Genomic DNA, 15,553 nt, shown 5'->3' on the forward strand with positions numbered 1-15,553 from the left:
TTTTGATGAAAAACGCCTTTAACCCATGATGGCAAGGCGCCCAAAGCTATCAATATAATAGTAAAAAGCGCTGCCCGTGGGCAGCGCTTCCATGCTGGGCGAGGCGTTTGCTCAGAACGCCGGCACCACGGCGCCCTTGTACTTGTCCTGGATGAACTTCTTCACCTCGGGGCTGTGCAAGGCCTTCATCAGCTTGGCGATGTCGGGGTCGTTGGCGCGGTCGGCGCGGGCGGCCACGATGTTGGTGTAGGGCGAGTCCGCGCCCTCGATGAACAGCGCGTCCTTGGTCGGGTTGAGCTTGGCCTCGATGGCGTAGTTGGTGTTGATCAGGGCCAGGTCCACGTCGGCCAGGGCGCGCGGCAGCAGCGGGGCCTCCAGCTCCTTGAACTTGAGCTTCTTCGGGTTCTTCGTCACGTCCAGCGGCGTGGGCGTCAGGCTCTTGGCGTCCTTGAGCTCGATCAGGCCCTGCTTGGCCAGCAGGATCAGGGCGCGGCCGCCATTGGAGGGGTCGTTGGGGATGGCGATGGTCGCGCCATCCTTCAGGTCCTTGATGTTCTTGATCTTGCTCGAATAGGCGCCAAAGGGCTCCACATGCACCTTGCCGTTCGGCACGATCACCAGGCTGGTCTTGCGGTCCTTGTTGAAGCTGTCCAGGTAGGGCTGGTGCTGGAAGAAATTGGCGTCCAGCTGCTTGTCCTCCACGGCCATGTTCGGCTGCACATAGTCGCTGAATTCCTTGACCTGCAGCTCCAGCCCTTGCGCCTTGAGCTGGGGCTTGACGAAGTTCAGGATCTCGGCGTGCGGCACGGCCGTGGCCGCCACCTTGAGCACGTCGGCAGCCTGTGCGGAAAAGGCCAGGGCGGCAATCGCCAGGGCGGAGAGGGTGTGTTTCAACATCAAATGCAACCTTGGGTGGGTCCATGAAAAAGCGCCCAGACCGGGTTGGTGAGGGCGCGGCGTGCGGCGTAGTTTACGGGTTTGTACCAGGGGTTACGACGTAATTAAATTCATATAGATATAACGACGTGGTTTTTTATGTTCACCTCAGTACTTCCAAAAGGCGATCCAGCCCGCCCTGGTTGATGGCCACCTGGGCCTGGGCGCGCACGGCGGGCTTGGCGTGGTAGGCCACGGACAGGCCGGACGCATGCATCATCGGCAGGTCGTTGGCACCGTCGCCCATGGCGATGCATTCATCGGGCTCTATGCCCAGCAGCGATGCCACCTCCAGCAGCGTGCGGCGCTTCTCGGCCCCGTCGCAGATGTCGCCCCAGGCCTGATCGACCAGGCGGCCGGTGAGCTCACCGCAGTTGGTGCTGGAGCGCACCTCCAGCACGTTGGCGCGCACGAAGTCGATGCCTAGCTGTTCGCGCACGCGGTGGGCAAAGAAGGTGAAACCGCCCGAGACCAGCAGGGTCTTCAGCCCGGCCGCCTGGCAGGCGCGCACCAGTTCCAGGGCGCCGGGGTTGATGCGCAGGCGCTCGCTGTACACCCGCTCCAGATCGGCCATGGTCACGCCGCGGAGCAATGCCACGCGCTGGCGCAGGCTGTCCTTGAAGTCGGTGATCACGCCCTGCATGGCGGCCTCGGTGATGGCGGCCACCTCGGCCTTGCAGCCGACGAAGTCGGCGATCTCGTCCACGCACTCGATGTTGATGAGCGTGGAGTCCATGTCGAAAGCGATGAGCTTGAAGTTCTTAAGCGCCAGCGGCGGCTTGATGCCCTGCACGACAAGGCCGGGGGAGAGTTCGGTGGGGGTGTGAGACATAGTGGGCCAGGGTAAAGAAAGGAATTGTCGTTCAGGGCTTGGGCAGGTAGAGGTCATCCGACCAGGTCGCCAGCCACTCGGGCTTGAAGGCCACGAACACTGCGCACAGCATGCCGGTGATGACCGCGTCGCCCCAGGCCATGAGCCAGCGCGCCACCAGCGACAACTGCTCGCCCACGCCCGGCAGCATATGGCCGGCCGATTGCGACAGGGTGCCGGCCAGGAAGATGCACAGCGCCGTGCCCAGAAAGCCGCGCCCCAGCACGTAGACAAAGATGCGCGCGCCGGTGAAGGCGCGCGTGGTGATCAGGCGGCGCATGAGCCAGCCCAGCAGCAGCGCCAGCGTGGCCGGCACCACGCCCTGCCAGACGGCCAGGCCCAGGGCGTCGGCCCAGCCCAGGCCGGGCGAGACCAGGCCGGCGATCAGCCCCACGGCCAGCAGTACCGGCACGGCCAGCGGCCAGCCCAGCGTCAGCAGCACCAGGCAGGCGCCCGACCATTGCAGCTGCAGCGGCATGTGGTGCAGCGTGGGCAGGGCCCAGGCCCAGGGCAGGACCACCAGGGCGGCCAGCAGCGGAGTCCACAGGGCAGAGGGCTTGCCGTGGCTTTCATGCACCAGAGGGCGCTGGCTGGCGAGCAGCCGCCAGGGTTGCAAAAATATGGCCGTAACCAGCGCCAGTAAAGCGATAGTAGCTTCTAAAAACATAGTGTATTTACGCTGCCACGGGGGCTGCAATCGGTTGCCCCAGGCTGCGCAGCACGTCGCGCACCAGCTGGGCGCGCTGCGCCGGCTCGGGCAGTTCACGCTCTATGCGCAGTTTTTCGTTGCCGGCCAGTTTGATGTGCTTGTTCTTCTGGATCAGTTGGATGATGTTCATCGGGTCGATCGGCGGCTGGGGCTTGAAGGTGACGGTGATCACGCCGGGGGCCGCATCCACCTTGACCACGCCGTAGGGCTGGGAGAGGACACGCAGGCGGTGCACGTCGATCAGCGTCTGCGCCTGCGCCGGCAGCTTGCCGAAACGGTCCACGATCTCTTCCAGCAGGCCGTCGATCTGGTCGCTGGTGCGCGCCGTGGCCAGCTTTTTGTAGAACGACAGGCGCAGGTGCACGTCGCTGCAGTAGTCGTCGGGCAGCAGGGCCGGGGCGTGCAGGTTGATGTCGGTCGCCGCCTGCATGGGTGCGAGCAGGTCCGGCTCCTTGCCGGCCTTCAGGCAACGCACGGCCTCGGCCAGCATCTCGTTGTAGAGCTGAAAGCCGACCTCCAGCATGTTGCCGCTCTGGTTCTCGCCCAGCACCTCGCCGGCGCCGCGTATCTCCAGGTCATGCATGGCCAGGTAGAAGCCGCTGCCCAGCTCTTCCATCTGCTGGATAGCGTCGAGCCGCTGCTGCGCCTGTTTGGTCAGGCCGTCCAGGTCCGGCACCATCAGGTAGGCGTAGGCCTGGTGGTGGCTGCGCCCCACGCGCCCGCGCAGCTGGTGCAGCTGCGCCAGGCCGAACTTGTCGGCGCGGCTGATCAGGATGGTGTTGGCCGATGGCACGTCGATGCCGGTCTCGATGATGGTCGAGCACAGCAGGATGTTGTAGCGCTGGGCGACAAAGTCGCGCATCACCTTTTCCAGCTCGCGCTCGGGCATCTGGCCATGGGCCACGGCGATGCGCGCCTCGGGCAATACTTCTTCCAGCTTCTGGCGCCGGTTCTCTATGGTTTCGACCTCGTTGTGCAGAAAGTAGCATTGCCCGCCGCGCTTCAATTCGCGCAGCACGGCCTCGCGGATCACGCCCTGGCCTTCGTTCCTCACAAAGGTCTTGATGGCCAGGCGGCGCTGCGGTGCGGTGGCAATCACCGACAGGTCGCGCAGGCCCTCCAGCGCCATGCCCATGGTGCGCGGGATCGGGGTGGCGGTGAGGGTCAACACGTCCACCTCTGCGCGAAACTGCTTCATCGCCTCCTTGTGGCGCACGCCAAAGCGGTGCTCCTCGTCGATGATCAAAAGGCCCAGGTTCTTGAACTGGGTCGATTCGCTCAATAGCTTGTGTGTGCCGACGACGATGTCCACCGTGCCGTCGGCAATGCCTTTCACGGCGGCCGAGATCTCCTTGCCCGAGCGAAAGCGCGAGACCTCGGCCACCTTCACCGGCCATTTGGCAAAACGGTCGGACAGCGTGCGGAAATGCTGCTCGGCGAGCAGCGTGGTCGGCGCCAGAAAGGCCACCTGCTTGCCACCCGTCACCGCGACGAAGCAGGCGCGCAGAGCCACCTCGGTCTTGCCAAAGCCCACGTCGCCGCAGACGAGGCGGTCCATGGGGCGCGGGCTGATCATGTCCTGCACCACGGCGTGGATGGCGGCGTTCTGGTCGGCGGTCTCCTCGAACCCGAAGTCGTTGGCAAACTGCTCGTAGTCCTGCGGCGAGTAGCGGAAGGCATGGCCCTCGCGCGCGGCGCGCCGGGCGTAGATGTTGAGCAGCTCGGCCGCCGCGTCGCGCACTTGGCTTGCCGCCTTGCGCCTGGCCTTCTCCCACTGGCCGCTGCCCAGCTTGTGCAGCGGCGCCTCGTCGGCCGAGACGCCGGTGTAGCGGCCGATCAGCTGCAGCTGGCTCACGGGCACGTAGAGCATGGCCTTGTCGGCATATTCCAGGTGCAGGAATTCCTGCAGGGCCGGGCTGCCGTCGGGGTTTTTCTGCCCCATATCCATGTGCATCAGGCCGCGGTAGCGGCCTATGCCGTGCTGGCTGTGGACCACCGGGTCGCCCATCTTGAGCTCGGACAGATCCTTGATCAGCGCCTCTACGTCGCTGGCCTGCTCCTGCTTCTTGCGCCGGCGCGTCGTGCTGCCGGTGGCGAACAGCTCGGTCTCGGTGACGAGATCCAGGCCGTCTTCGACCCAGGCAAAACCGGTGGCCAGCGCCGCCGTGGCAATGCCCACGCGCTCGGCGAGCGTTTGCTGAAATTCGGCCAGCGAGTCGAAGGCCGGAGGGTTCAGGCCCGATGCGCGCAGAAAGTCCAGCAGGCTCTCGCGTCTGCCATCGGATTCGGCCAAAAGCAAGACCCGGTGTGCGCTGGATGCTATATGTTTTTGCAGCCGGGCGAGCGGGTCATCGGCGCCGCGCACCACGGACAGGTCGGGCAGCTTCTGGAAGCTGGCGTTGTCCTGCACGTCCTCCACACCCGGGCGCAGCGACAGCTGGGCATGCGGCTTGGCCTGGCCGTAGAACTGCTCGGCGGACAGGAACAGCGCCTCGGGCGGCAGCGTGGGGTGGTCCGGGTCGCCCTGGATCAGGCGGTAGCGCTCGCGCGTGTCCTGCCAGAAGCGCTGAAAGGCCGTCTCCAGGTCGCCGTGCAGCACCACCGTGGCCTGTTCGCCAAGGTAGTCGAACACCGTGGCCGTGTCGTCGAAGAACAGCGGCAGGTAGTACTCGATACCGGCGGTGGCCACGCCGTTGCCCATGTCCTTGTAGATGCGGCTGCGCGTGGGGTCGCCCTCCAGCAGCTCGCGCCAGCGCTGGCGGAACTTGCCCCGCGCCGCCTCGTCCATGGGAAATTCGCGCCCGGGCAGCAGGCGCACCTCGGGCACGGGGTAGAGGCTGCGCTGGCTGTCGGGGTCGAAGGTGCGGATGGAGTCGATCTCGTCGTCGAACAGATCCACGCGATAGGGCTGCAGCGAGCCCATGGGGAACAGGTCAATGAGCCCGCCGCGCACCGCGTATTCGCCATGGCCCACGACTTGAGATACATGCTGGTAGCCGGCCAGCGTCAGTTGCGCGCGCAGTTTGGCTTCGTCCAGCTTTTGCTTGACCTTGAAGTGGAAGGTGTAGCCGGCCAGGAAGGCCGGCGGCGCCAGGCGGTACAGCGCCGTGGTGGCGGGCACCAGTACCACGTCGGCCTCGCCTTGGGATATGCGCCACAGCGTCGCCAGGCGCTCGCTGATCAAGTCCTGGTGCGGCGAGAAGCTGTCGTAGGGCAGGGTTTCCCAGTCGGGAAACAGCGCGCAGCGCAGCTCTGGCGCAAAAAACGCCATTTCATCGATCAGGCGCTGGGCATCGGCGGCGTCCGCCGTGACGATGGCGGTGACGCGGCCGGCGGCCTTTTCGCGTTCGCCCAGGCGGGCCAGCAACAGGGCGTCGGCGCTACCCACGGGGCGGGGCAGGGTGAAGCGTTTTCCGGGGGAGAGTTTGGGCAGCTGCATGCGTGACGGTTGCCTGGATGGCTGCGCTGTGCGCGCAGGCAGGCGTGGGGCGTGAAGCGGCGATTCTAGAATGCCCACCCATGACCGACCTGCTGCCCAATCACAACCCTGCCCGCCATGTGCCTGGGCGCTTCTGGGCGCTGCTGCCCTGCGCGGGCACGGGTCAGCGCGCCCTGCGCGTGCAGCCTGGCGCGGGCGCGGTCCTGCCCAAGCAGTACCAAAGGGTCGCCGGTCAGCCCATGGTGCTGCACACGCTGGCGGCCTTTGCCGGCGTGGCCCGGCTGGCCGGCACGCTGGTGGCCGTGGCGCCGGGCGATGATTTCTTCAGCAGCCATGCGCACCCGGCCTTCTTCGCCCTGCCCTGCGGCGGCGCCACGCGCGCCGACACGGTGCTGGGCGGCCTGAAAGCGCTGCAGCAGCGCGGCGCGCAGGACGAAGACTGGGTGCTGGTGCACGACGCGGCGCGCTGCCTGGTGACCACGGCGCAGATTGACGCGCTTATCGACGCTTGCCAGGGTGACAGCGTTGGTGGCCTGCTGGCGCACAAGCTGGCCGACACACTGAAGACCGCCAGCGACGGCCCGGGCGGCGTGCGCGTGGCCGCCACCGTGGACCGCAGCGACAAATGGCTGGCGCAGACGCCGCAGATGTTCCGCCTGGGTGTGCTGCTGCGCGCGCTGGAGCAGGTGGGCGCTGCCGCCACCGACGAGGCCAGCGCCATCGAGGCCATGGGTCTGCGCCCGCGCCTGGTGCCGGGCGGCGCGCAGAACTTCAAGGTCACCTACCCGGAGGACTTTGCCTTGGCCGAGGCCGTGCTGGCCCAGCGCCTGCATGGCGGTACCCTGGACAGGTTTGGTGGCCAGCGTGGCCTGGCCGCCAGTGAGGCGATCAACCCCTTTTTTGCGCGCGCGACGCAGCGCTAGGAACAGCGATGGATTTCAGGATTGGCGAGGGTTGGGATGTGCATGCCCTGGTGCCCGGGCGGCGGCTGGTGTTGGGCGGGGTGGACATTCCCCATGGCATGGGCCTTCTCGGGCATTCGGATGCCGACGTGCTGCTGCACGCCATTACCGATGCCCTGCTGGGCGCGGCGGCGCTGGGCGACATAGGCAGTCATTTCCCCGACAGCGATGCGCGTTTCAAGGGCGCGGATTCGGAGGTGCTGCTCACCGAGGCGGCACGCCGCGTGCGCGACAAGGGCTATGCCATTGCCAATGTCGACAGCACCGTGGTGGCCCAGGCGCCGCGCCTGGCGGCCCATATCCCCGCCATGCGCGAGCGCATCGCCGGTGCCCTTGGGCTGCAGCTGGATCAGGTGAACGTCAAGGCCAAGACCGCCGAGCGCCTTGGCCCCGTGGGCCAGGGCCTGGCCATGGAAGCGCGCGCCGTAGTGCTGCTGCACCGCCACTGACCACTAAACCGGCCTCTTGGGCAGGCGCGACTTGGGCGGCAGGTGGCGCTTGACCTGCGGGCGCTGCAGGCGTTGCTCGGGGCTCTGGCCGTCCTCCAGGTCGGTGGCGCGTTGCAGCTGGATATGGGCCACCAGCCCGCCCGAGGCCGAGTTGGCCAGCGCGAAGATGCCACCCATGCGCTGCACGGTCTTGTCCACGATGGACAGGCCCAGCCCCGCGCCGGCGGCGGCCGTGCGCGCCGCGTCGCCACGGAAGAACGGCTTGGTCAGGTTGGCCAGCTGCTCCGATGGTGCGCCCGGGCCATGGTCGCGCAGCTTGACCAGCACCCATTTCTCACGGGCCTTGGCGGCAATGTCCACGGTGGTGATGCCGGTCTCGCGGTTCTTGCCATAGCGGCGGGCGTTTTCCAGCAGGTTGGAGATCACGCGCGCCAGTTCCACCTCGTCGGCCATGACGATCAGGTCTTCGGGCACGTTCATGGTGATCTGCAGTTCGCGGTGGTCCTGCACGGCATACACGCAGGACGACACCACGCCATGCAGGTTGACCGGGTTCAGTGCCACGGTATCGGGGCGGGCGTAGTCCAGGAACTTGTCGATGGTGGCGTCGAGCTGCACGATGTCGGCCACCATATGCTCGCGCGCCACGTCGTCATTCACGCTCATCTCGGTTTCCAGGCGCAGGCGCGCCAGGGGCGTGCGCAGGTCGTGCGAGATGCCGGCCAGCATTACGGCGCGGTCCTGCTCCAGCTTGGCGAGCTTTTGTGCCATGCGGTTGAAGCCGATGTTGACCTCGCGGATTTCGCTGGTCACGGCCTCTTCGTCCAGCGCGCCGGCGGCAAAGTCGCCGTCGCGCACGCGGTTGGCGGCGTCGCTGAGCTGCTTGAGCGGGCGGTTGATCAGGCGCGCGATGATGGCCGCTCCGGCCAGCGACAGCGCACCCACGATGGACAGCCAGATCAGCCAGGTCTTGCCGCCGGCGGCGGTGAGGCGCGAGCGATCCATCAGCAGCCAGTTGGGGTCGCCATTGATGGTGAAGCCCACCCACAGCCCGGCCTCGCCATTCACGCTGCTGGCCACAATGGTGCCCGGGCCCAGGCGCCGCGACAGCTCCTCGGTCAGGCGCTGGCCCAGGGCCGATGGCTCCAGCAGCTGAAACTTGTCGCCGGGCTCGCGCGGCAGGATGCGCATGCCCTCCTGGTCGGCCATGGTCTTGAGCAGCGACACGCGCGCAATGGCGTCCGAGTGCACCAGCGCCGCGCGGCTGAGGTTGACCATGGAGGCGATCTGCTGCGCCGACTGCAGCGTGCGCGGCTCCAGCTCCAGCGCGCGCAGGGTTTGCAGCCAGGCCAGCATGCAGCCCACCAGCAGCAGCCCCAGCAGGAAGAAGGTGCGCCAGAAAAGATTCAGCCCCACGCGTGAACGCGGGGGGCCTCGTCTGGTGGAAGCCTCCAGTGGCGCCGGGCTGGTGGCGTCTGGGGGCACGTCGTGGGTGGCGCTCATGGCTGTGGTGGCTGGCAATGCAAGATGGCGGACGCGGCCCGTCGGGGCCTGGCGTCCATCCGTTCAGAAATGGTGCGGGCCTGGAGGGCTTAGCTCGTGCCGTCCGGCACGAACACATAGCCCACGCCCCACACGGTTTGAATGTAGCGTGGCGCTGCCGCGTCCACCTCGACGAGCTTGCGCAGGCGCGAGATTTGCACGTCCAGGCTGCGGTCGAAGGGCTCGAACTCGCGGCCGCGCGCCAGCAGGGCCAGCTTTTCGCGCGACAGCGGCTGGCGCGGGTGGCGCACCAGGGCCTTGAGCATGGCGAACTCGCCCGTGGTCAGCGGCAACTCCTCGCCATTCTTCTGCAGCGCGCGCGTGCCCATGTCGAAGGTGAAGGGGCCGAAGGTCACGACCTCGTTGTCGCCCGAGGGCGCGCCCGGCGCCTCCTGCGGCGGGCGGCGGCGCAGCACGGCGTGGATGCGCGCCAGCAGCTCGCGCGGGTTGAAGGGTTTGCCAAGATAGTCGTCGGCGCCCACCTCCAGACCGACGATGCGATCCACGTCCTCGCCCTTGGCGGTGAGCATGATGATGGGCGTGCGGTCGCTGGCGGCGCGCAGGCGCCTGCAGATGGACAGGCCGTCCTCGCCGGGCATCATCAGGTCGAGCACGATCAGGTCCACCGTCTCGCGCAGCAGGATGCGGTTGAGCGCCTTGCCGTCTTCCGCCACCATGACCTCGAAGCCTTCCTGCGTCAGATAGCGGCGCAGCAGGTCGCGGATGCGTGCATCGTCGTCCACCACCAGGATCTTGTCGGTGCGGTTGGTTGTTGAAGCCATGCTGTCTTTCCCCAGTCCAATTTGTAACAACGCCGATTCTGACCAGCTTGCGCGCCAAAAACCGCGTTTTCCTCGGGAACCTGACCAACTGTTACAGGTTTTGCCCAGGCCGGCATGGGCGTAAACGGGTCCTTCCAGCGCCGTCGCATGCGCGCTGGCTTATCGTTGCGATGGTGGTCAATTCCCCATTCCAGGAGATAGATGGATATGCAACTTGCTTTCAAAAAAGTAGCTGTTGGCGCTTTATTGATGGGCGTTACAAGCGTTTTTGCCCAATACAGCCTGACGCCTGCACCGCAGGACGTGCTGCAGCTGTCGGCCACCGGGGCCGTCGAGGTGCAGCAGGATCTGCTGGTATTGACATTGAGCGCAACCCGCGAGGCGGCCGATGCGGCGGCCGTGCAGACGCAGCTCAAGCAGGCCCTGGATGGCGCGCTCGGTCTGGCCCGCGCCGCGGCCCAGCCGCAGCAGCTGGAGGTGCGCACGGGGGCGTTTGGCATGTATCCGCGCCATGGCAAGGACGGCAAGATCAGCGGCTGGCAGGGGCGCGCCGAGCTGGTGCTGCAGGGGCGGGACTTTGCGCGCATCACCGCCACGGCAGGCAAGATCCAGAGCATGGCCATCAGCCAGATCGCGTTCGACCTCTCGCGCGAGGCGCGCGCCAGGGTGGAGAGCGAGGCGCAGGCCAAGGCCATAGAGGCCTTCAAGGGGCGCGCCACCGAGCTGGCGCGTGGCTTTGGCTTTACCGGCTACACCCTGCGTGAGGTGAGCGTGAGCAGCAACGAGATGGCCCCCGGCCCGCGTCCGCGCATGCTGGCCATGGAGGCCAAGGCGATGTCCGTGGCCAGTGACGCGCCGGTGCCGGTGGAGGCCGGCAAGGCGCAGGTGACGGTCACCCTTTCGGGTTCGGTGCAGTTGCGGTGATTTTGGCCGCTAGCGTCCAATAGTAGGGCGCTGACAGCTATAAAAACAATAGTTAAACTGCTTACTGGGCCGCCCAGCCGCCATCCATGTTCCAGGCCACGCCGCGCACGTTGTTGGCAGCGGCCGAGCAGAAGAACACGGCCAGCTCGCCCAGCTCCTCCGGCGTGGTGAACTGCATCGAGGGCTCTTTCTCGCCCAGCAGCAGCTTCTTGGCGTCTTCGTTGGACAGGCCATGCTCGGCGGCCTTGGCGTCCACCTGCTTTTGCACCAGGGGGGTGAGGACCCAACCGGGGCAGATGGCGTTGCAGGTCACGCCGGTGGTGGCGTTCTCCAGCGCCGTCACCTTGGTCAGGCCGACGATGCCATGCTTGGCCGCCACATAGGCCGATTTCTGCGCCGAGGCCACCAGGCCATGCACCGAGGCCACGTTGATGATGCGCCCCCAGTTGGCCGCCTGCATGGCCGGCAGGGCCAGGCGCGTGGTGTGGAAGGCGCTGGTCAGGTTGATGGCGATGATGGCGTCCCAGCGCTCCGCAGGGAAGTCCTGCACGCTGGCCACATGCTGAATGCCGGCGTTGTTCACCAGAATGTCCACGCGGCCGAACTGGGCGGCGCTGAACTTCATCATGTCCTCGATGTCGCCCGCGCGGCTCATGTCCGCGCCGTGGTGCTGGACGCGCACCCCATGGGCCTGGCCGGCGGCCAGCACCTCGGCGCGTGGGCCGTCCACGTCGCCAAAGCCGTTGAGCACGATGTTTGCCCCCTGGCGCGCCAGGGCCTTGGCGATGCCAAGGCCGATGCCGCTGGTGGAGCCGGTGACGAGGGCGGTTTTGCCGTTCAGCATGAGAGTCTCTCCGAATGAATTACGATGCAGCGCAGGGATTATCGATTGCTGTATGACGGTACCGTTTCCATGATTCAACCTACGCTGAACTACGTACCGTGCCTGGGCCCCGCCGCTGCAGGCGGGGCTGCCGAACAGGGCCACCGCATGGCCTACTGGGAGTGGAATGCCACGGGCAATCCCGCGCACCCGCATGTCATCGTCTGCGTGCATGGCCTGACGCGCCAGGGACGCGACTTCGACCATCTGGCACGCCATCTGAGCCGCCAGGCGCGCGTCATCTGCCCGGACGTGGCGGGTCGGGGCGAGAGCGACTGGCTGGCCGACCCCATGGCCTACCAGGTGCCGGTGTACGCCGCCGACATGCTGACCCTGTTGCTGCAACTGCACCAGCAGGCGCCCATGGCCATGCTGGACTGGGTGGGCACCAGCATGGGAGGGCTGATCGGCATGGGGGTTTGCGGCATGCCCGATCTGCCGCTGCCGGTGCCCGTGCGGCGCCTGGTGCTCAACGACGTGGGGCCGCGCATCGAGTGGGCGGCACTGCAGCGCATAGGCGAGTACCTGGGGCAGCCGCTGCGTTTCGACTCGCTGCAGCAGGCCGCCGATGCGCTGTGGCAGATTTCGAGCAGTTTTGGCCCGCACACCCCCGAGCAGTGGCTGGATCTGTCGCGCGCCATGGTGCGACCCGCACCCGGCGGCGGTTTCAAGCTGCATTACGACCCGGCGATCGCCCTGCCATTCAAGGCCCTGACGCCCGAGGCGGCCAGCGCCGGGGAGCAGCAGTTGTGGCAGCTGTACGACCAGATCAGCGCCCAGGTACTGCTGCTGCGCGGCGCGCAGTCGGATCTGCTGAGTGCGCATACCGCCCAGGAAATGGGACAGCGTGGCCCGCGAGCGCGACTGGTCGAGTTTGCCGACGCGGGCCATGCACCCACCCTGGTCAACGCCGGGCAGATCCAGGTGGTCGCCGACTTTCTGTTCGATCGGCAACAGGGGCCGGGAGCATGAAAAGCAACTCCTCCGGTCCTGCGCCGCCCCTGGCCCCGGAGCCGGGTGACGGCGTACGCCCTGATGGCTTGCCTCAGCTGATTGCCGCCACTTCGCAGGCCGAGCCCGGCCAGGCCGACGCGCTGGCGCGTGCCCGCGCCTTTGCCGAGCCGCTGCTCATCGGCGAAACCCTGGAGACCGGCGAAAACACCCTGGCCCATGCCGATGCCGTGGCCGCCATTCTGAATGCGCTGGGCAGTTCCGAGACCATGCAGGCGGCGGCCTATCTGGTCTATACCTGCAACCACCTGAACAAGCCTGAAGAGGTCATTGGCAAGGCCTTTGGCAGCAACTTCGCGGCGCTGGCCGTGGAGACCACCAAGCTCATGCGCGTGCAGACCCAGGCGCGCGAGGCGCAGGTGGCCGGTCTGCAGGTGGACGACGCGGCCACGCAGAACGAAAACGTGCGCAAGATGCTGCTGGCCTTCTCGCGCGACCTGCGCGTGGTCATGCTGCGCTTGGCCTCGCGCCTGCAGACGCTGCGCTACTACGCGGCCAGCAAGCGCCCCGTCTCTCCGGCCATTGCCCGCGAGGCGCAGCAGGTGTTCGCGCCGCTGGCCAACCGCCTGGGCATCTGGCAGATGAAGTGGGAGCTGGAAGACCTGGCGTTTCGCTTCCTGGAGCCCGATACCTACCGGGAGGTGGCACGGCTGCTGGACGAAAAGCGCGTCGAGCGTGAGCTGTACATGGAGCAGCTGCGCGCCCGGCTGGAATCCGAGCTGCGCGCCCACAGCATCAGCGCCAGCGTCTCGGGTCGGCCCAAGCATATCTACAGCATCGTCAAGAAGATGCGCGGCAAGTCGCTCAACTTCGACCAGGTGTTCGACATACGCGCGCTGCGCGTCATCGTGCCCAATGTCAAGGACTGCTACGCCGCATTGAGCTGGGTGCACAGCCAGTTCAGCCCCATAGAGGCCGAGTTTGACGACTACATCGCCAAACCCAAGCCCAACGGCTACCAGTCTCTGCACACCGTGGTGCGTGACGAGGCGGGGCGCGCCATCGAGATCCAGATCCGCACCCAGGCCATGCACGACCATGCCGAGCATGGCGTGGCCGCGCACTGGGCCTACAAGGAGGCGGGCACCAAGGGCTATGCCGGCGTGTCCGCGGCCAGCGAGTACGACGCAAAGATTGCCGTGCTGCGCCAGCTGCTGGCCTGGGAGCGCGACCTGGTCGGCTCCGCCAGCCGCAGCAGCCTGTTCGAAGACCGCATCTATGTGCTGACCCCCGACGCCGCCGTGGTCGAGCTGCCGCAGGGCGCCACGCCCGTGGACTTTGCCTATGCCGTGCACACCAACGTCGGCCACCGCTGTCGCGGTGCGCGCGTCGATGGCGCCATGGTGCCGCTGAACACGCCGCTGCAAAACGGCCAGACGGTGGAGATCAGCACCGTGAAGGAGGGGCGGCCCTCGCGCGACTGGCTCAACCCGGAGCTGGGCTACCTCGTCAGCCACCGCGCCAAGGCCAAGGTGCGCGCCTGGTTCAACGCCCAGGCCACCGCGGTCACGGTTCTGCGCGGGCGCGAACTGGTGGAAAAGCTGCTGCAGCGCGAGGGCAAGACGGCCCTCAAGCACGACGACCTGGCCGAACAATTGGGCTTCAAGACGGCCGACGCGCTGTTCGAGATGGTGGGCAAGGACGAGCTCTCGCTGCGCTCCATCGAAACCCTGTTGCGCCCGCCCGAGCCCGTTGTGCCGACGCCCGATCTGCTGGTGCGCAAGGCGCGCGCCAGCGACGGTGGCGCCAAGGGCGGGGTGCTGGTGGTGGGCGTGGATTCGCTCATGACGCAGCTGGCCAAATGCTGCAAGCCCGCGCCACCGGACGATATCCGCGGCTTTGTCACGCGCGGCAAGGGCGTCAGCGTGCACCGCAGCGACTGCCGCAATTTTCACGAAATGTTTGCACGCAACGCCGAGCGCGTGATCGACGTGCAGTGGGGCAAACAGCAGCGCCAGGCCGCGGGCGCTGCGGTCTATCCCGTGGACGTGGCCGTGGAGGCCTCGGATCGGCAGGGGCTGCTGCGTGACATCTCGGAGGTGTTCGCGCGCGAGAAAACCAACGTCATCGGCGTGCAGACCCAATCCGTGAAGGGCACGGCCTGGATGACCTTCACCGTGGAGGTGTCCGATGCCGGCCGGCTGAACAAGGTGCTGGGCATGGTTGCCAACGTGCAAGGCGTGCGTTCGGCACGCAGGCGTTGAGTCGATTTTTTTGGGCCGTTTTTTGCTGCTATACTCCCAGCTTCTCGAACAAACACAGGCGCGTAGCTCAGCTGGTTAGAGCACCACCTTGACATGGTGGGGGTCGTTGGTTCGAGTCCAATCGCGCCTACCAATTGAATCAAGCACCTCGCAGAAATGCCTGGTGCTTTTTTCTTGCCTGAATTTTGATCAGCTGGCAGATGCAAAGTGAGGGTATTCCTGTCCGCCATGCAGGCCAGGCCTGCCTAGAATCTGCTGCACTGCAATACAGACGGGCCAGAGACCCGAGGAGTCGTAAGTGTCAGACAACAATACCGCGCCAGAAGCCCCAACCACGCAGCGCGTGATCAAGAAGTATCCCAATCGCCGGCTGTACGACACTTCCACCTCGACCTATGTGACGCTGGCCGAGGTCAAGCAGCTGGTGATGAATGGCGAGTCGGTCGCGGTGCGCGACGCCAAGAGTGGGGAAGACCTCACGCGCAGCATCTTGCTGCAAATCATTCTGGAAGAAGAGGCCGGCGGCGCGCCCATGTTCAGCGAGGCGGCGCTGGCCAACATCATCCGCTTCTATGGCCATGCCATGCAGGGCTTCATGGGTGCCTACCTCGAGAAGAACGTGCAGATGTTCACCGAGATCCAGTCCAAGCTGGCCGAGCAGACGCAAGGCTTCACGCCCGAGATGTGGTCGCAGTTCATGAACCTACAGTCACCCATGATGAAGGGCATGATGGGCAACTACATGGAGCAGTCGCAAAGCATGTACCAGCAGATGCAGGAGCAGATGCAGAAGCAGACCGAGCAGATGCTGGGTGCGTTTGGCCTCAAAAAACGCTGACGT

At 66.3% G+C, this 15,553-nt stretch carries 13 protein-coding genes and 1 tRNA gene; 7 read left to right on the forward strand and 7 right to left on the reverse strand.

Going from position 1 to position 15,553, the window contains the following annotated elements; translation table 11 throughout:
• Nucleotides 1-111 precede the first annotated feature (111 nt).
• The 4 genes from P4826_RS19225 to mfd all read right to left on the reverse strand — a co-directional run bounded on the left by P4826_RS19225 (nucleotide 112) and on the right by mfd (nucleotide 5,955).
• Nucleotides 112-897, reverse strand: a complete 786-nt coding sequence (locus P4826_RS19225; protein WP_317701939.1) for a MetQ/NlpA family ABC transporter substrate-binding protein — start codon at nucleotides 895-897, stop codon at nucleotides 112-114.
• Between the two features lie 142 nt (nucleotides 898-1,039).
• Nucleotides 1,040-1,768: a phosphoserine phosphatase SerB gene (gene serB / locus P4826_RS19230; RefSeq protein WP_317701940.1), complete on the reverse strand. Its 729-nt coding sequence runs from the start codon at nucleotides 1,766-1,768 to the stop codon at nucleotides 1,040-1,042.
• Nucleotides 1,769-1,799: 31 nt separating this feature from the next.
• Nucleotides 1,800-2,474 carry a hypothetical protein gene (locus P4826_RS19235; protein WP_317701941.1) on the reverse strand — a complete coding sequence of 225 codons (675 nt, stop codon included), beginning with the start codon at nucleotides 2,472-2,474 and terminating at the stop codon, nucleotides 1,800-1,802.
• Nucleotides 2,475-2,481: 7 nt separating this feature from the next.
• Nucleotides 2,482-5,955 (reverse strand): transcription-repair coupling factor, encoded by a 3,474-nt coding sequence (gene mfd, locus P4826_RS19240; protein ID WP_317701942.1) that lies wholly within the window; start codon nucleotides 5,953-5,955, stop codon nucleotides 2,482-2,484.
• Between the two features lie 80 nt (nucleotides 5,956-6,035).
• On the opposite strand from mfd, the gene ispD reads away from it, so the two are divergent.
• Together ispD and ispF are read left to right on the forward strand one after the other, a co-directional pair.
• On the forward strand, nucleotides 6,036-6,878 hold the full coding sequence (gene ispD / locus P4826_RS19245; RefSeq protein WP_317701943.1) for a 2-C-methyl-D-erythritol 4-phosphate cytidylyltransferase: 843 nt from the start codon (nucleotides 6,036-6,038) through the stop codon (nucleotides 6,876-6,878).
• 8 nt (nucleotides 6,879-6,886) lie between these two features.
• Complete coding sequence (ispF, locus tag P4826_RS19250; protein WP_317701944.1) at nucleotides 6,887-7,366, forward strand: 2-C-methyl-D-erythritol 2,4-cyclodiphosphate synthase; 480 nt, start codon at nucleotides 6,887-6,889, stop codon at nucleotides 7,364-7,366.
• A gap of 3 nt (nucleotides 7,367-7,369) precedes the next feature.
• Here the strand turns inward: ispF and P4826_RS19255 are convergent, their stop codons facing one another.
• Together P4826_RS19255 and ompR are read right to left on the reverse strand one after the other, a co-directional pair.
• Nucleotides 7,370-8,869, reverse strand: coding sequence for a sensor histidine kinase (locus P4826_RS19255; RefSeq protein WP_317701945.1), 1,500 nt, complete (start codon nucleotides 8,867-8,869; stop codon nucleotides 7,370-7,372).
• An 89-nt stretch (nucleotides 8,870-8,958) separates the two neighbouring features.
• On the reverse strand, nucleotides 8,959-9,690 hold the full coding sequence (gene ompR, locus P4826_RS19260) for an osmolarity response regulator transcription factor OmpR (RefSeq protein ID WP_317701946.1): 732 nt from the start codon (nucleotides 9,688-9,690) through the stop codon (nucleotides 8,959-8,961).
• 249 nt (nucleotides 9,691-9,939) lie between these two features.
• Between ompR and P4826_RS19265 the strand changes: the two genes are divergently transcribed.
• A complete protein-coding gene (locus tag P4826_RS19265) occupies nucleotides 9,940-10,614 on the forward strand; it encodes an SIMPL domain-containing protein (RefSeq protein ID WP_317701947.1) in 675 nt (224 codons plus the stop codon).
• Between the two features lie 61 nt (nucleotides 10,615-10,675).
• Here P4826_RS19265 and P4826_RS19270 read toward each other — a convergent pair whose 3' ends face one another.
• Nucleotides 10,676-11,458: a 3-hydroxybutyrate dehydrogenase gene (locus P4826_RS19270; protein WP_317701948.1), complete on the reverse strand. Its 783-nt coding sequence runs from the start codon at nucleotides 11,456-11,458 to the stop codon at nucleotides 10,676-10,678.
• Between the two features lie 69 nt (nucleotides 11,459-11,527).
• On the opposite strand from P4826_RS19270, the gene P4826_RS19275 reads away from it, so the two are divergent.
• The 4 genes from P4826_RS19275 (at nucleotide 11,528) to phaR (ending at nucleotide 15,550) form a co-directional block, all read left to right on the forward strand.
• Nucleotides 11,528-12,469 (forward strand): alpha/beta fold hydrolase, encoded by a 942-nt coding sequence (locus P4826_RS19275; protein WP_317701949.1) that lies wholly within the window; start codon nucleotides 11,528-11,530, stop codon nucleotides 12,467-12,469.
• Entirely contained in the window at nucleotides 12,466-14,712 is a 2,247-nt protein-coding gene (locus P4826_RS19280) for a RelA/SpoT family protein (RefSeq protein ID WP_317701950.1), read from the forward strand. Before P4826_RS19275 ends, P4826_RS19280 begins: the two co-directional genes overlap by 4 nt.
• 56 nt (nucleotides 14,713-14,768) lie before the next feature.
• A tRNA-Val gene (locus P4826_RS19285) sits at nucleotides 14,769-14,845 on the forward strand.
• A gap of 165 nt (nucleotides 14,846-15,010) precedes the next feature.
• On the forward strand, nucleotides 15,011-15,550 hold the full coding sequence (gene phaR, locus P4826_RS19290) for a polyhydroxyalkanoate synthesis repressor PhaR (protein WP_317701951.1): 540 nt from the start codon (nucleotides 15,011-15,013) through the stop codon (nucleotides 15,548-15,550).
• Nucleotides 15,551-15,553 lie beyond the last annotated feature (3 nt).

It is taken from the genome of Diaphorobacter limosus (assembly GCF_033100095.1).
GTDB lineage: Bacteria > Pseudomonadota > Gammaproteobacteria > Burkholderiales > Burkholderiaceae_C > Alicycliphilus > Alicycliphilus limosus.

Bases quoted from the DNA above. Each gene is read 5' to 3' on its own strand.
- P4826_RS19280 (WP_317701950.1), top strand. From the start codon at position 12,466: ATGAAAAGCAACTCCTCCGGTCCTGCGCCGCCCCTGGCCCCGGAGCCG.
- P4826_RS19275 (WP_317701949.1), top strand. From the start codon at position 11,528: ATGATTCAACCTACGCTGAACTACGTACCGTGCCTGGGCCCCGCCGCT.
- ompR (WP_317701946.1), bottom strand. From the start codon at position 9,690: ATGGCTTCAACAACCAACCGCACCGACAAGATCCTGGTGGTGGACGAC.
- P4826_RS19255 (WP_317701945.1), bottom strand. From the start codon at position 8,869: ATGAGCGCCACCCACGACGTGCCCCCAGACGCCACCAGCCCGGCGCCA.
- serB (WP_317701940.1), bottom strand. From the start codon at position 1,768: ATGTCTCACACCCCCACCGAACTCTCCCCCGGCCTTGTCGTGCAGGGC.
- P4826_RS19270 (WP_317701948.1), bottom strand. From the start codon at position 11,458: ATGCTGAACGGCAAAACCGCCCTCGTCACCGGCTCCACCAGCGGCATC.
- ispD (WP_317701943.1), top strand. From the start codon at position 6,036: ATGACCGACCTGCTGCCCAATCACAACCCTGCCCGCCATGTGCCTGGG.
- P4826_RS19225 (WP_317701939.1), bottom strand. From the start codon at position 897: ATGTTGAAACACACCCTCTCCGCCCTGGCGATTGCCGCCCTGGCCTTT.
- ispF (WP_317701944.1), top strand. From the start codon at position 6,887: ATGGATTTCAGGATTGGCGAGGGTTGGGATGTGCATGCCCTGGTGCCC.
- mfd (WP_317701942.1), bottom strand. From the start codon at position 5,955: ATGCAGCTGCCCAAACTCTCCCCCGGAAAACGCTTCACCCTGCCCCGC.
- P4826_RS19265 (WP_317701947.1), top strand. From the start codon at position 9,940: ATGGGCGTTACAAGCGTTTTTGCCCAATACAGCCTGACGCCTGCACCG.
- P4826_RS19235 (WP_317701941.1), bottom strand. From the start codon at position 2,474: ATGTTTTTAGAAGCTACTATCGCTTTACTGGCGCTGGTTACGGCCATA.